The organism is Erythrobacter sp. JB1-7 (assembly GCF_057365015.1).
This window is the reverse complement of record NZ_CP200291.1, coordinates 1176918-1192273: the sequence shown is the minus strand read 5'-3', so window position 1 is coordinate 1192273 and position 15356 is coordinate 1176918. Positions and strand designations below refer to the sequence as shown.

Here is a 15356-nt window from a genome sequence, read left to right as displayed (position 1 = left end):
CGCCACTAGCCCGCGTGCTTCGCGGCGCGGTCTTCCTCGCTCATCATGGAAGGGGGCCGCTTTTCCATTGGCATCATCGCGAATTGCTCATCAGGCATCGCGAACAGTCCTTGGAGGAGCTGTGCGGGGCGGTCCGGATTATAGCTGTCGGGATTGTAACCTGGATTCGGGATTGTTCCGCCTTGGCCTTCAAATTCAATAGGGTTTGTAAACTTGGCCAATTCCTCGTCGCTGATCCCGGCGAGTTTTTGCACTTCAGGATCAATCCAGTCCTTCGGCCCAATCGGATAGTCAGCATTGCCGAATGTCGCGACCTCAAGGCATGTATCCTCAGGTCCTTGAAAATAGATGCTGTGACACATGCCGTGGTCCATCGGACCCATCACATTGTACCCACGCGAACGAATGCGGTCGCGCATGTTCAGGAGGTCATCAAGGGTGTCGACGTTGAATGCGAGGTGCTGCATCGTGCCTGGCGCAGAAGGACCGCCTGTGTGGCCCGGATTGGTCACGCCATATTCAACCTTCGCGTCCTTGTTTGCAGGGTTGAAAACGAAGGCAACCTGGCTGCTATCATTCATTTCAAGGAAGCCGTGCCAGCATCCCTCAACCCCGTGCATCCAGTAAAGCGCCACAAGCCTAAAGCCCAGCACATCGGTGTAGAACTCGATCTGCTCTTTCATATTGTTGGTCGAAATCGCCAGATGGTTGAGACCATTGGCCTTGATGTTCTTGCTCATTTGCGCGTCTCCATAGATATTTCTTGCATGCGTTCAGCGGAGATCCTGGCGTTCCAACCAGTTCATCACGAGGCTCGCGGCCTCTTTCGCTTTGTCTGGTTGCATGGCGTAGTAATGGGTTGCACCCTTGATCTGGTGCAGTTCCTTATTGTCGTGGCCCACTCCGTCAAAGATCGCTTGGGTGTGGCTGGGAGTGCAGGCATCGTCGGCCGTGTTGCCGACCACCAGAACGGGCTTTGTCACATGGGCAAGGCTTGCCGGGCCATGAGCGTGCGCATCATCATAGCTCCATTGCGATAGCCAGCTGCGCAGGGTGCTGAAGCGCGCGAGGCCAACGGGGCCGTTGTTGACGATTTTGGGATCGCCCAAATAGCACCAGCCGGGCTTTCGATCATTGGGATCGACCGCCGGGTCAAGCCACCTTGGATCGGCCATCGTGCCATGGGTGGTGAAAGCAAATTCCTCATTCTCGCGGCCCTTATCAGCCAATTCCTGGAGCTTGTATTTTACCCAAGCGGTGATTTTGCGATTGCGGGCGATCTGCGCAGCGCGGTAGCGTTCGAGAAACTCGGCCGAGTAAGGCGGCTTCACTTCCTCGCCATAAAGATCAAGCGACGGATCGCGCTTGTCGGGATCGGCTTCATCTATGATCGATGCGTCCATCCATTGCGTGAGCGTGTGATGACGCGAGACGTGCGCGGCCATCTGGATCACCCCATCGGCGGGAACGAGGCCGGCTTCGGTCAGGTCAACGCCGCCGCCACACGGGCTCGAGGTGACGGTAGGGTTTTCAGCCTGAGATTGATAATACGCCGAGAGCGATCCACCGCCGCTCCATCCCAGTAGAACCACTTTCTTGTAACCCAGAACTTCCTTGGCATGCTTGACCGCAGAGCCAAGATCGACCGCGCATTTTTCCATATTGAGCGCATAATCCGCGCCGCGATAACGCCCGTCGCATGCCAGCACGTGCACGCCCTGCTGCACAAATTCGTTCATGATCGGCAGCCACCCGGTGCCGCCAATGGGGTGCATCGTTATCAAGCAAGTGTCAGATATCACCTCTGAACGGATCAGCGTGCAGAACACCACGACGATACCCTCGGAACCGCCATAGGTGGCCTTGAATTTTTCCTGCTCCATCGAGATTAGCGGAAATGGTGTTCGGGTGATCTGATGAGCTGACATTGCGGCACTCCCTTGCTGCATTCGATTGTGGAACCGCGTGCCGAAAGTAGGTCTTTGCCAGTTCGACTACAGAACGGTCGAAGAGTAACACTTGTTTGTCAGCCGATCAATAAATTGATAATGCAACTGGTCTGCTAGTGTCGAAGGCATCCCCGCTAGTGCGTTACGTGAGGAACGCGGCTCGCGCCCTCAAGCCGCAGTATGTTCGATAGCTCAGTGCTCTCACTCCAATCTCTCGAAATGGACTGCGTTGACTCCTGCCTTCAGAAGTCCCTATTCGAACGCCAGACTTCTGGCCTAATTAGTTGGCGAGATCACAAACAATATGAGACCGATTCATGGCTGAGGTAAAGCGCCGGACACAAGCTGAGCGACGCGAAAAAGCAGAAACCCAAATGCTCGATCAGGCCGTGAAGCTTGTTGGTAAACTAGGCTATGACGGCTTTACACTCGCTGACGTCGCCGAAAGTGCTGGCTACAGCAGAGGTCTTCCGGCCCACTACTTCGGCAGCAAAGAAGATCTTCTCGCTAAGGTGGCAGAGCATGTGGTTGGGGCCTATAGACAAAGCGCCGTAGATATTTCTTCGACCGAGCGCGGGCTGCCGACATTGATTGCGCTGGTGCGCAGCTATGTTGCGGGCCATGGGGTCGAAATTCGAACCCTTCAGATTTTGATCGCGCAGGCTCTTGTCAGCCCCGGATTGAGTAAGACCATCGCCAAGCTCAATTCCGAGGGTAAGAAAGGTATCGAAGCAGAGATCAGGACGGGGATCGAGTTGGGCAACATCCGCAAAGATATTGATCCTGCCGCGCATGCCCCTGTGATCTATTCATTCCTGCGCGGGCAGATGGCATTTGCGGCGCTTGATAAGTCATTCGATCAGAATGCGGCGGGGGAAGAGTTCATTGCCACTATGTGCGCCAGATTGGCTCCGTAAGCCAACCATCTGAAAACGACGACCTGTGATCAGCTCATTCCGCCGCGCGCGCCGCCGCTGACCGTTAGGACCTGTCCTGTCACATAATCCGAGAGCGGTGAGGCGAGCCAGAAGATCGATTCCGCCGCCTCGCGGATGGAGCCGGAACGACCGAGCGTGATCATCGGATTTGGCTTGGTCGCGTAGATTTCTTCTTGTGTGGGCTTGTGGTCTGGATCGACTTTCACCCCCATGCGCGCAGCTTGCTTTGCCGTCATGCCGACATGGATTTTCCGGCCGTCCACTTCGATGACTTCGTCTTCGGATTGCGGTTGACCAAAACGGGTTTGGATCACTCCGAAAGCAACCGCGTTGGAATTGACGCGGTAGCGGCCCCATTCTTGAGCAAGCGTGCGCATCAATCCCAGCATCCCGGCCTTCGCAGAGGCGTAATTGCCTGCGCCCATCAGGCCCCATTGCCCGGCCATGGAGGAAACCATGATCATCTTGCGGTAATCGGCTGCTCCGCCCGCGTCCTCTTTCTCAGCCGCTGCCTTGAATATCGGGGCACACGCGCGCGAAATACGGAACGGGACGATAAGATGGATATCAAGCATCGCCTGAAATTGCTCGTCGGTCATGGAATGGATACCGCCATCCCACGCATAGCCAGCGTTGTTGACGACAATATCGAGACGGCCTCTTTCCTTTGCTGTCCCATGGACAAGCTCGTCACAGGCGCCTTCCGCAAGCAGGTCGCCGACAAATGCGCTGGCGCTGTCTGATCCAAAAGCACCGTTGATGTCATCGACTGCGTTCTGGGCCGCTTTCGCATCGACATCTGCAATCACGACATGGGCTCCATTGGCGGCAAGCATCTCAGATGTTGCGCCGCCTATGCCGCGGCTACCGCCCGTGACGATAGCCACTTTGTCTTTGAGAAGATCGCTTTGAAGGCGTGGTTCAATAAGCACGAGAAATTTCCCTTAATCTGGTCGCTGACAGTTTAGTTCGACAGGACGTGGACGTAACAGACCGCCCCGACGCCAACCATGTGCGCAAGGCCATGTTTTGCATCCGGCTGCTGACGCTGGCCCGCTTCGCCGCGTAGTTGCATGGTCAGCTCACCAATCTGTCCCACACCGGTTGGACCGACCGGATGGCCCATTGCGATAAGTCCGCCTGAGGGGCTGATCGCGCATTGGCCGCCAATGTCCCAATGACCGTCCTTCAACATCGGGATGAATTCACCCGGATTGCAGATGCCCGTTGCCTCGGCATAAAGCAGTTCTTCTGTGGCGAATGCATCATGAAGCTCGATCACATCCAGATCCTGTGGCGTGATCTGAGCCTCTGCAATCGCGCGCATCATGGTTTCATTGCTGAGCGCGGTGTCCGGGTTGAGCCCTTGATTGGCCTTCTCACTGCCCGCTGCCGATGATGCCACGCGAATAGCCCGAGTCGGATCTATTCCGAGGCGTTTGATCCCTTCTTCCGAAGCGACGATCACAGCGGCTGCGCCTTCGCCAATAGGGCAGCATTGCAAGGCGGTCAGCGTGCCGGAAATGGGAGGGGCCCCGACCACATCATCCAAACTGCGAACCTTCTGCCGTTGGGCATTGGGGTTCTTCGCCCCATTGGCGTGGTTTTTAACCGCGATCCGGGCGATGTCTTCTGAAGCGATGCCATAGCGATGGCTGTATTCATCGCTCAGCAGAGCAAAATGCGTAAACGGAGCAATCGCGTCATCCGCCAGATTGTCGATGCCCGTCTTTGAGCGGAACACGCCTTTCTTGGGCGGTTTGTCTACGCCAACGGCAAGGGCGACGTCGCTGATGCCACTTGCAACTTCGATGCATGCGTGACGAAACGCGGTCGAACCAGAGGCCGACGCATTTTCGACATGCACAATCGGTTTGCCCAATGCGCCAAGGTGGCTAAGCATCGGGCGTCCAACAGCCATCCCTAAAAGTGCGTGGGCGACATAAGAGCTCTCGACGCCTTCCCACTCAATTCCTGCATCAGAAAGCGCGCCCCGGACGGCTTCTAGCCCAAGCTCAACATAAGGGGTAGCAGAGGCATGCTGGTAGCGGTGAAAACCCACGCCAACGACATAAACCGGCGCAAGATCAGAGATCAGTTTAGCCATGGTCAGTTCCCTTTCTCAGCTGGAGCAAATCGCAGATCATGTTCTCCTTTGCCTTCGCGCGGTTGCGGCACGAGTGTCGCCTCCATCGCATCGCCCGGGGTGAGCTGCGTCCCAGGCTCAACCGCCAGCATGGTGCGCACTTTGGGACCATCTTCCAGCTCAATCGAGCCGACAGTAAAGGGCGCAGGCAGGGCAGGGTTCATCGACATGAATACCGGAGCGCTGCAAATCAGCGTGCCCCGACCCGTCAGCTTTTGAGGCGCAAGATCCTTTGATCCGCACACCTGACAGCCATAGGTCTGCATAGGGAAAAACACAGCGCCGCAAGCGTTGCATTTCCCGCCCGAGAGCGATGGAACATTTGCGGCAGCATCAGTGCCCTCTGCGGAAAACAACGCGGTCGTAGCGCTATCCATGATTGTCTCCTTGTTACGCGGCATCTCTTCGCATTGGCTCAAGCTGCCTTCAAGTCATTTATTTGTTCATTAGCAAATATGTTCTTGCAGGTTTCACTACGCTGCTGCTGGCTCCGTTTTGTCACTGGGCGCGCTGAGATGATTTCCGGCAATCCAAAAATGCACAGCGGCCCAGATGTTCACCGCCAAGAATATGCACAAGGTGTAGCGCAGCGAGTCCGAGCCATATGCGGGCTTCAGAAGATCGCTCAAAATCCCGACGCCTTGCGGACCCAGCCCCATGCCGATGATGTTGAGCAGAAACATGGAGATCGCGGACGCCACTGCGCGCATGCGGGGTTGAACCAGATTTTGAATAAGAGCGGTGGAAGGCGCGAGGTAGAAGCCGCCGAGCAAGGCAGGCACTGCGTAAAAGCAAAGCGCCAACCAGTAGCTATCAATCGTGAACCAAAAAATCGAGAATGGAACCACGATAACCATGGCAATAGCCATCGCCCAGGCACGCCAACGCTCGTCAAATTGCCCGAGATAGTCGGTTATGCGGCCTGACATAAGCGTACCGATAGCTCCGCCAATTCCCGCAAAAAGCGCAAGGGTCAGCCCGATCTCGGTGCCGCTCAAACCATGGGTGCGAACCAGAAATGCCGGCGTCCAGACGATCATTCCGTAGCCGACAAAACCCCCCAGAGACTTGCCGATCAAGATGTGGCGTATCGCCTTGTGTTTGAACATGTGCCGGACAGTTGGCCCAACCGAGGCTTTGTCATCAGGTGAAGATTGCGGCGGCACTGGCGGTTCGCGCACCACAAACAGCACCAACGCCCCAAGAAGGATGCCGGGTATGGCGACGATGATAAATGTCTGCCGCCAGCCAACGGTATCAAGCAGATAGCCGCCCCCAAGGAAGGCAAGGAGCACACCAAGGCTTGCGCCCATGGCAAAGACGCTCATCGCGGTTGCACGGCGTTTTTCATCGAACAAAGATGAGATAATCGAGATTGAGGCAGGGGTCGATCCAGCTTCTCCGACGGCCACCCCCATTCGCGCGAAAGCCATCTGGGCATAGGTGTTCACGATCCCGCACACCGCGGTCATTGCGCTCCAGACAATGACGGAGGCGGCAATGATGTTGCGGCGATACCCCTTGTCGGCAACCACAGCGATCGGGATGGCGAGGAAGGTGTAGAATACGGCAAAGGCCAGTCCGACGAGAAAACCCATCTGCGTATCTGTTGCGCCCAAATCCTGTTTGATCGGCTCGAGCAAAATGCCCATGATCTGCCGGTCGAGCTGGCTGCAGGCATAGACAGCGCAAAGCATCGCCACGGTCAGCCATGGCCTCGTCGCGGCGGGTGTTTCCGATGCCGTCTGTGCAGAGGCGCTCACTTGCCTGTCCAAACAGGGTCCCGTTTCTCAGCGAATGCCTTCATACCTTCGATGCGGTCCGCTGAATTCATCATCGGTTCGATTATGGGCCCCTGTTCTTCCCAAGCCTGCTTGTCGGTCCACTGATCGGTCGCAGAACGGTAAGCCAGCGCCTTCGAAGCCTTGACCGCAATCGGCCCATTGCGCGCAACCAATTTGGCATAGCGCATGGCTTCGTCCATCACGCCATCTGATTTCACGACGCTGTTGACGTAGCCAAAGTGATGCATGTCTTGCGCTGATCTGGGCTCAGCGGTGATCACCATTTCCATCGCGATGTTATGCGGGATCCGGTGAGGCAGTCGGAAACACCCTCCACCAATTGCCACCAGCCCTCGCTTTGCCTCGGCAAGGCCAAAAACGGAATCTTCCGATGCGACAATGATGTCGCAGCACAAGGTCAGCTCCATTCCGCCAGCCAAAGCTTGCCCATCAACCGCTGCGATGAGCGGCTTTTCGGGTGGTTTGCTCATAATGCCAAAACCACCGCGATTTGGAGTTGCGGCCATCTCGCCTTTCAAGGCCGCTTTCAAGTCTTGCCCGGCAGAGAAGGTCGGACCCTTGGCGCAAATGATTGCGCAGCGAAGCTCGGTATCGGCTTCGTAATCGTCGATGATCTGCTCCATCTCCTCGGCCATGGCCCGGTTAAAAGCGTTGCGCGATTCCTGACGGTCGAGCGTTATGGTGAGAATATGGTCATGCGTTTGGGTTGTAATATACGTCATCTGGAGGCCTCTCTAAATGCGTTAACGAGCGTCATACTGCGCGCTCACGGCCTTCCCAGAAGGGGGCTCGTAAATCTTTCTTCAAAAGCTTGCCCATCGTGTTGCGCGGCAATTCATCACGAAACTCGATAACGCGCGGTCTCTTGTATGACGCAAGATGCTCTTCTGCGAAGTCTCGCACTTCATCCTCGCCCAAGCTTTTGCCTGGCTTGAGCTCGACAAAGGCCATCACCTTCTCGCCAAATTCTTCGTCTGGCACACCGATTACGGCAACGTCTTGAATATCAGAATGCTGGATCAAGGCGGCCTCGATCTCGGCTGGATAAATGTTCACGCCGCCCGATATGATCATGTCTTTGACCCGGTCGGTGATGTAGATGTAGCCGTCCTCATCCAGCATCGCCACATCCCCGATACGGAAATAGCCGCGATCATCCAGCGTATCACTGCTTAGCAAGTCGGCGTTTACATAGTTGCGGATGGTGACAGGCGTATTGATCCAAATTTCGCCAGCTTCTCCTGCGGGAAGCACATTGCCATCTTCGTCGCGGATTTCGATCAGCACGTGCTTATGCGGCTTTCCTGATGATCCGGGTTTGAGCTTTTGCTCCTCGGGAGCCAAATTGCTGATCATGCCTACTTCGGTCGCGCCATAGCTTTCGTGCAAAACCTCACCGAAGAACGAACGGATCCACTCCTTAAGCGATGCTGGAACAGGGGCCGCACCAACACCAAGCGAGCGGAGCGAAGACACATCGTATTTGTTCAGCGTTTCTTCCGGCAGGCCATTGATCCGCTTGTACATAGTCGGCACGCCGGTCCAGAACGTGACCTTGTGTTGCTGCATCAATTGGAGAGTGCCTTCGGGATCGAAGCGCCCTTGCAAAATCCCAGTGTTGCCATTGCTCAGGGTTGCGCGCACCAGCCCTGGACCAGCGCCATGATGCATCGGCATAGAAATCAAGACCACATCACCAGGAATTTGCGGACGCGCAGCGGCAAGCGATTGGAAATACTCCATGATCTTTTGCATATCCGCGCCTTCACGCGGGCTCATATTCACGCCCTTGGGCAGGCCTGTTGTGCCCGATGTGTAAATGATGAGAGGTGCCTCTCCTTTTGAAAAGCGCGCAGGGGCATCATCAGCCAGCAGGTCTTGGTAGGACACAAACTCATCGGCTGGAACGTCGAGTGAGACCTTGAGCTTGAGCGCTGCACCCTCGAATGCGGGCAGCAATGCCGACGGATCAGTATCGTCGCAAACAAGCACCCCCGCATCACTATTGGTGAGAACGTAATTCACTTCACTTGGCGTCAGGCGCCAGTTGAGACCAAGGATCGAACAGCCAAGCTTTGCTGCAGCCGAGGCAATGATGGCCCATTCCGTCCGTATCTGGAGGCGCGTGACGATAACGTCGCCCGCTTCAACGCCGAGCCGGGCAAAACCGCCGGCGACCTTGTCAGCTTGCGCATTCCAATCGCCGTAAGTTAGCGATTTCTCGCCCTCTACCAGCGCCAATGCGCCCGGTTTCTCGGAAGCCCAATATTCCACCGTGCGCGGTGTGGGCGCTCCCACTGTTCCCTCACTAGCATTGGCTGTTTTTACATCGCTCATGGCGACTCTCCTAAGTCAAATATTGTGGCTAGCGGTCTGAGTAATTTGGGTGCGCGCTCGCCAAATTTTGTCTGCAGCTCTTATCAAGGAAATGGCCCGGTTCCGGAAAGCGGGAACCGGGCCACAGTGAGGAGCTAGTCAAAAGTGCTGCGATTTTCGAAAAGCTGCGTGGGCATTTCTTACCATTCGAACCTGAGCGAAACGCCATATTCGGCTGGGTTACCAAGGAAACCGTCCTTGCTACCCGGCTGAAACACTGACGAGAATATCAAGCTGTTATAGACCTCGTCCGTGCAGTTGCGGCAGAACGCTGAAACTTCGAACTGTTCGCTAAGGCTCACGCCGGCGGAAACATTCAGCAAGCCATATCCGTCGGCCTTGAGCTCACTGCCATCGCTAGCGACGCGTGTGCTGGTAAAGGTCGAGGACTGGAAGTAATACTCAGGCCGAGCATAGAATTCCACGGTATCAGACAGCGGCACTTCAAGCCTTGCGAAAACGGCCCCACTCCATTCTGGAGCTGCCCCCAAATCCTGCCCAGCCAGCGGGGGTTCCCCGCCCGCAACGCTAGGTACATTGGGGCCAAACTCAGTGTCGAGATAACTGATGTTACCTCCGAAGCTAAAGTTTGGAGAAACTCTTACCGCCGTCTCTAACTCAAGCCCTTGGCTTCGGGCGTTACCTGCATTCGAGACGAAGAAACCCGTGCCGGTAAAGGTGTTTTGCTGGAGATCCGAGATGTCGGCGCGAAACGCGGTCAGGTTGAACCTGATACGGCGATCCCAGAATTCCGAACGAAGACCGATTTCGTATGAATCAACAGTCTCATCCTCGAATTCTGGGTCGAGTGGATCACACTGAAACACTGTTAGTCCTGGAACCGCTAGTGCAACCGTATTGTTGGCCGAGCATGCTGGATTGACAGAAAACTGCCGTCCAGCGGAGTCTCTGCCAAGCGCGATACCACCGGCTTTGAATCCGCGCGAATAGCTTGCGTAAGCCATAACATCCGGCGTGAACTGGTAGCTAAGCGATGCAGTACCGGAAAAGTCACTCTCGCTGCGAGATTCAGTGTAAGCGAATGACGAAAATCCGATTGGTGCAAAACCTGTGAACGGCAGATTGGACGCAAAGTTATCGAAGAAGGGATTTTGAACCGCATCTTTCTCTTCGTTCGTCCAACGCAGGCCTGCGGTAAGGTTCAGCCCATCCGCGATTTCGAAGATATTGTGCGTGAAGATCGAGAAACTGGTGGCATCCTGACTTGCGACATTACCGTAGGCAGCTTCTTGCGCTGGATAAATCGCCGGAAGTCCAAGGATTTGCCCCCAGGTGTTCAGGTCTCCCCCAAGCGAGATGTTGCCTGCAGTTTCAATTCGCTCATCCGAATAAAACCCGCCGATGAGCCAGTCGAGACGGCCATCAAACGCATCGCCTTGCAAGCGAATTTCCTGAGTGAATGTTCGGATCCCAAAGTCGATTTGTTGCCCGAGCAAATCCGCACCGGAGAAGTCCACATCGTTGACAGTAAAATCATCAAAATCACGATACGCGGTTACCGATGAAAGTTCAGCGCCGCCCAAGTCGATATTAAGCTGGAGTTGGATACCGCGATCCCGGTTCGTGTTGACGACCGGACGATTGACCGACGTGGTAAACTCGGTCGGAGTTGGCGGGTTTGGATAGCTCGCGCCTCTTGCCGCGGCGAGCCCGGCGAGGATACCAGGCAATGGATTATCGGGATTGCTAAAGCGTACAGACTGGCAGCACGATTCATCGATTTCTGAATAATCGCCGATGATGTAGGCTTCAAATCCCGGAGCAATCTCCCAAAGGAGCTTGCCAGAAAAGGTGAACCGATTGCGATCATTGTAGGATGTATCGCGCAGCGGATCGTCGATGAAGCCGTCGCGGCTTTGATAACCGAAGCTGAAGCGCAATGCGGCTTTGTCTTGAGCAATTGGCAAGTTGGCCGCGCCTCGGAAACGGACAAGGTCATGATTGCCGCCCGTCAGCTCACCAAAGCCTTCGAAATCACTGAGGTTGGGACGCCGGGTTGTTACCTTGATTACGCCGGCGGTTGTGTTTTTGCCAAACAATGTGCCTTGCGGACCGCGCAGCACTTCGAGACCCGCGATATCGACCAAGTCGCCTAGACCGTTGCCGGACCGCGCCCGATAAACATCATCGATAATCAAACCAACGGCCGCTTCAATGCCGGGATCGCTTCCAGCGGTACCAAAGCCGCGTAGGAAAAATGAGCTTGAGGTTGCAGGCCGGTTGGCTGTCGATGCCTGAAAGCCGGGTGTCGACGTCTGCAGGTCAATAACGTCATTGATCCTTGCCTCTTCCAGCGTCTCCCCGCTAAATGCAGTCACCGAGAGCGGCACGTCTTGCAGATCCTGCGCGCGGCGCTGCGCTGTGACCACAATTACATTTTCATCAACGCTGACGGCGGGTTCTTCATCATTGTCTTGTGCATGTGCCGCCATCGGCACAGCCAGGGCGGCAAGCGCCACGGACGAAAGGATAATTCCACGCATAAACTTCTCTCCCAAAAGCCGGCGCAAGACATCTGTTGATGTTCATTGAGGGCCTGACCATTGCGAGCCTAAACATATTTGTTGGCCAGGCAATAGATATTTGATCGCCGGATAGTTTGTTCGTGAAATCGGGTATTTAGGCACGAAGCCCAAGGAGCATTGTGCGGATCGTTTCGGAAAGGTTGTGCTCTTGCGGCCTCAGTTTCCAGCCACCTTCCGCTTTTGCACCAGCTTCCTTAATCCCCATGCTCCAAGCAGAAGAGCTGCCACAATTCCAGCGCTCCACATGGCTATCTGCATAGGCCCCATCACTGCCAAAATGGTACCCAGCGTTACTTTTGTGTCGGGGTGCGACGTGGGCTGAGAGTGATGTGCGCTTGGGCTCACTCCATCAAAGGCCACACCATCCCAGATCGTCCGTTCAGCGCTTACCGGATCGCTCTCAACCCGGCTTTCCAAGTTCAACACCATGGTTGCACGCGTCTGCTCGTCATAGGCTGGCCAGTCACCCAGGGTCGCAGTGCTTGGGTCGCCGGTGTGTGCAAAGGCTATCCACGCATCCTGAACCCGGTCGGAGAATTGTTGTAGGCTCTGCCTGTTCTCGTCAGTTACCAGAATGTGGTGCTGTCTGGTTTGCGGCGCTTCCAGATTCCCGAAGACGATCGGTATATCCATTGCATGCGGGCTGCCCACCTTGCTGCCGGGCACATTCGTTTCAAACTCGAACAAGTACATCCACACCGAATGCCCTTTTGCGCCCATCTTCTCTGCAAGACGAATGCTTGGCATTCTGAATAGAGCATCTCCCATCACCGCCATGCCAAACTCGCCGTCGGTTAAGCTTGGACGCTCGGATTTGTACGCATCATAAACGGCGGCGCTACGCCCATCCGTTAGCGCATCGAGCCATGGCTGATAGAAGTCGAAGGGCAGTCTCGCTATGCCGTTCAAATGCGCCCAATTGCGGAACTCATCGCGGTTGGAGCCGATAATCACGGGCAAGGGCTCAAAATCAGGGTCTGCCAAATTCTCCCTATAGAATTCGGTCAAGATTTCTCCGTCCAGACTTGGGAGGAACGAGCCCAAAGTGTACTTTTGCCCAACCCCTGAAAGATACGACGTCTGAAGATCCAAGATCTCTTCAGCACTCAATGCCTTCAGGTCCGCGATTGTTTTAATCCCGCCTTCTTCCATGATGCTGCGCGTTACGAAGGCGGATTCTTGCTTGGTCGTCAGAATAAACGGATGGCCCGATTGGATGATCCCTCTTGCGAACAGGCCGCGCGCGAGCTTGGTATTGAGCAGCGTCCCCACCGACACGGCCCCTGCGGATTCGCCAAAGATTGTCACGTTTTGAGGGTTCCCGCCAAAGCCCGCGATATTGTTGTTAATCCAGCGCAGCGCAGCCACTTGATCGAGCACGCCATTGTTACCGCTGGTGCGATAGGCGTCCCCGCCCAGATGGGTGAGATCCATCCACCCCAAGATCCCAAGCCGGTATTGAATTGTCACCACAATCAGATTGCCGCGCCTCGCCAGCCGCTCGCCGTTGATGACTTCGGTTCTCGCCGAGCCGAATTGATACCCGCCGCCGTGTATCCAAACCATTACGGGAAGATCACTCGCGTCGCCCTCTGGCCTCCAGATGTTTAAAGAGAGACATTCTTCGCTCGAATTTTCAATCCTGACATTGCCGCGCGTGGGATCAACGCTAGGGCATGCTGGTCCGAAACTGGTGGCTTTCAATGGCTCGCTCCAGACAGGCGGCGCACCGGGCGGCATGAACCGTCTTTCCCCTGCGGTTGAGGGCGCGAAGGGAATGCCCAGAAAGGACTCTATCCCGTCATTGGACTGCCCCAACACCACCCCGGATTTGGTTTCCACGTTAGGCTGGCTTTGTGCCAAGGCTGCGGCACCAAAGAGCCAGAAACAGATTGCAGATAAGAGGCCCCAATTGACCATGCGAAAATAAGAGCGTTCCAATGCCATTGTGTTGATCCCTAACTGCTTAGTGCACGCGGCGCTCTTGGCCTTGCCAATACCGTTCTTTCACGACCCGTCTCAGGGTCTTGCCAACCGCGCTTTTGGGGAGGGCATCGACGAAATCAACACTGCGCGGTGCCTTGAAACGCGCGAGGCGCTGAGAGCAATGCGCGACCAATTCTTCTTCGCCCACGTCAGCTTTTTTTACGACAACCGCCTTGACCGCCTCACCCCATTTATCGTCTGGAACACCGACAACAGCGGCTTCGAAAACGGCTGGGTGTTCCATCAGTGCGTTCTCGACTTCGGCTGGATAGACGTTGAAGCCGCCGGAAATGATCATGTCGGATTTGCGGTCGACCAGATACAGATAGCCGTCCTCGTCAATCCGGCCCATATCGCGAGTGTAGAGCCAGCCATCTTTGATCGTATCGGCGGTCAGCTCGGGTGCGTTCCAATAGCCTTTCATCACCATGTCGCCGCGCACGATGATTTCGCCAATTTCACCAGGAGGAACATCATTGCCGTCTTCGCCGACTATGCGAATATCGACGTCGAAAGATGGCTTCCCAGCCGATGCAAGACGATGGACGAGGGAAGGATCATTGACCGCGAGATGATCCTCCAGTCCGAGGCTCGAAATGACGGCGGTGGACTCTGTTTGCCCATAGCCTTGCGACAATACTGGCCCGAATGCGGCAAGCGCTTGCTTGATGCGCTCAGGCGCCATTGGCGCAGTCCCGTAGACGATCTTGGCAAGCGAGGAGAGATCGCGGGTTGCAATATCGGGGCATTCGAGGAGCATGTTGATCATCGTCGGGACCAGCAGCACGTCGGTGACCTTGTATTCCTCGACAACCCGCAAGAAGTCAGCGGGCTCAAACTTGGTGAGCAATAGGTTGCTTCTACCAGACAACATATTGGCCAATATCTGCCCGCCAGCAGCATGTGTGATCGGCGCGACATAGGCGGAAAGCCTCGGCCCTAATGCATCGAGGCCCTGCGCGATGAGATAGGCCCGCGTGAGACAAATCCAATTGCCATGCGTTAGCATTGCCGCTTTGAGGACACCGGAGGTCCCGGAGGTGTAAGCAAGCTTGTAAAGACTGTCCTCGTCCAGCTCTGCGGTGGTCGGTTCAGTGCTTCCCGTGTTTTTGAAGGTGTTGAAATCGGTCCAGCCGAGGCCGGGATCAACCTCGCCAACAACCACAACTTTGCGGACGCCGGCGACACCGTCAAGGCTAGCCTTGGCAAGCTCAGCCAAACCAGCGTGGGTGAACAGGATCGACGCTCCGCTGTCCTCAAGCATGCCCTTAAGCTCGCCTGCCGAAACACGCGCATTGAGCGGCACTTTCACAATCCCGCTCTTCATTATCGCACCATCGACAGCAATCGCCTGATGGCAATTAGGCATCAGGATTGCCGCGCGGTCTCCCTGTTTTAAGCCAGCCGCCAACATTGCGTTGGCCAACCGGGTCGCGCTCTCGCCAAGCTGATCGTAGCTTATCCGATCAGCTCCATCGATAATCGCTTCCCTGTCTCCAAAGGCCGCAATCGCGCGGTCAAAGTGCATCCCAAGGTGCATTGTTCCCTCCCAAATGCGTCGCCGACCTCTGTGCAATTCCGCGTCGCATCCCTAATACTCAGCGGCCTTT

General features: G+C 55.7%; 12 protein-coding genes. 1 reads left to right on the top strand and 11 read right to left on the bottom strand.

The genetic code is table 11. The features are described 5' to 3' along the window. Window positions 1–5 precede the first annotated feature (5 nt). Together AC0V6W_RS05740 and AC0V6W_RS05735 are read right to left on the bottom strand one after the other, a co-directional pair. Entirely contained in the window at window positions 6–740 is a 735-nt protein-coding gene (locus AC0V6W_RS05740; protein ID WP_486148052.1) for a VOC family protein, read from the bottom strand. A 33-nt stretch (window positions 741–773) separates the two neighbouring features. Further along, window positions 774–1928: an alpha/beta hydrolase gene (locus tag AC0V6W_RS05735; protein WP_486148050.1), complete on the bottom strand. Its 1155-nt coding sequence runs from the start codon at window positions 1926–1928 to the stop codon at window positions 774–776. A gap of 395 nt (window positions 1929–2323) precedes the next feature. On the opposite strand from AC0V6W_RS05735, the gene AC0V6W_RS05730 reads away from it, so the two are divergent. Then, a complete protein-coding gene (locus AC0V6W_RS05730) occupies window positions 2324–2866 on the top strand; it encodes a TetR/AcrR family transcriptional regulator (protein ID WP_486148048.1) in 543 nt (180 codons plus the stop codon). A 29-nt stretch (window positions 2867–2895) separates the two neighbouring features. Here AC0V6W_RS05730 and AC0V6W_RS05725 read toward each other — a convergent pair whose 3' ends face one another. From AC0V6W_RS05725 to AC0V6W_RS05685, 9 genes are all read right to left on the bottom strand, one after another. After that, window positions 2896–3819, bottom strand: a complete 924-nt coding sequence (locus AC0V6W_RS05725) for an SDR family NAD(P)-dependent oxidoreductase (protein WP_486148046.1) — start codon at window positions 3817–3819, stop codon at window positions 2896–2898. A 32-nt stretch (window positions 3820–3851) separates the two neighbouring features. Further along, window positions 3852–4994 carry a thiolase family protein gene (locus AC0V6W_RS05720; RefSeq protein WP_486148044.1) on the bottom strand — a complete coding sequence of 381 codons (1143 nt, stop codon included), beginning with the start codon at window positions 4992–4994 and terminating at the stop codon, window positions 3852–3854. Window positions 4995–4996: 2 nt separating this feature from the next. Beyond that, window positions 4997–5410, bottom strand: coding sequence for a Zn-ribbon domain-containing OB-fold protein (locus AC0V6W_RS05715; RefSeq protein ID WP_486148042.1), 414 nt, complete (start codon window positions 5408–5410; stop codon window positions 4997–4999). A 96-nt stretch (window positions 5411–5506) separates the two neighbouring features. Beyond that, window positions 5507–6796, bottom strand: a complete 1290-nt coding sequence (locus AC0V6W_RS05710; RefSeq protein WP_486148040.1) for a spinster family MFS transporter — start codon at window positions 6794–6796, stop codon at window positions 5507–5509. Continuing rightward, window positions 6793–7560: a crotonase/enoyl-CoA hydratase family protein gene (locus AC0V6W_RS05705; protein WP_486148038.1), complete on the bottom strand. Its 768-nt coding sequence runs from the start codon at window positions 7558–7560 to the stop codon at window positions 6793–6795. The genes AC0V6W_RS05710 and AC0V6W_RS05705 overlap by 4 nt, the downstream gene beginning before the upstream one ends. A gap of 31 nt (window positions 7561–7591) precedes the next feature. Beyond that, window positions 7592–9175 (bottom strand): class I adenylate-forming enzyme family protein, encoded by a 1584-nt coding sequence (locus AC0V6W_RS05700; protein WP_486148036.1) that lies wholly within the window; start codon window positions 9173–9175, stop codon window positions 7592–7594. Window positions 9176–9354: 179 nt separating this feature from the next. Then, window positions 9355–11718, bottom strand: a complete 2364-nt coding sequence (locus AC0V6W_RS05695; protein WP_486148034.1) for a TonB-dependent receptor — start codon at window positions 11716–11718, stop codon at window positions 9355–9357. A gap of 198 nt (window positions 11719–11916) precedes the next feature. Further along, window positions 11917–13707, bottom strand: coding sequence for a carboxylesterase/lipase family protein (locus tag AC0V6W_RS05690; protein WP_486148032.1), 1791 nt, complete (start codon window positions 13705–13707; stop codon window positions 11917–11919). Between the two features lie 19 nt (window positions 13708–13726). Continuing rightward, entirely contained in the window at window positions 13727–15286 is a 1560-nt protein-coding gene (locus AC0V6W_RS05685; protein WP_486148030.1) for a class I adenylate-forming enzyme family protein, read from the bottom strand. Between the last annotated feature and the right edge of the window lie 70 nt (window positions 15287–15356).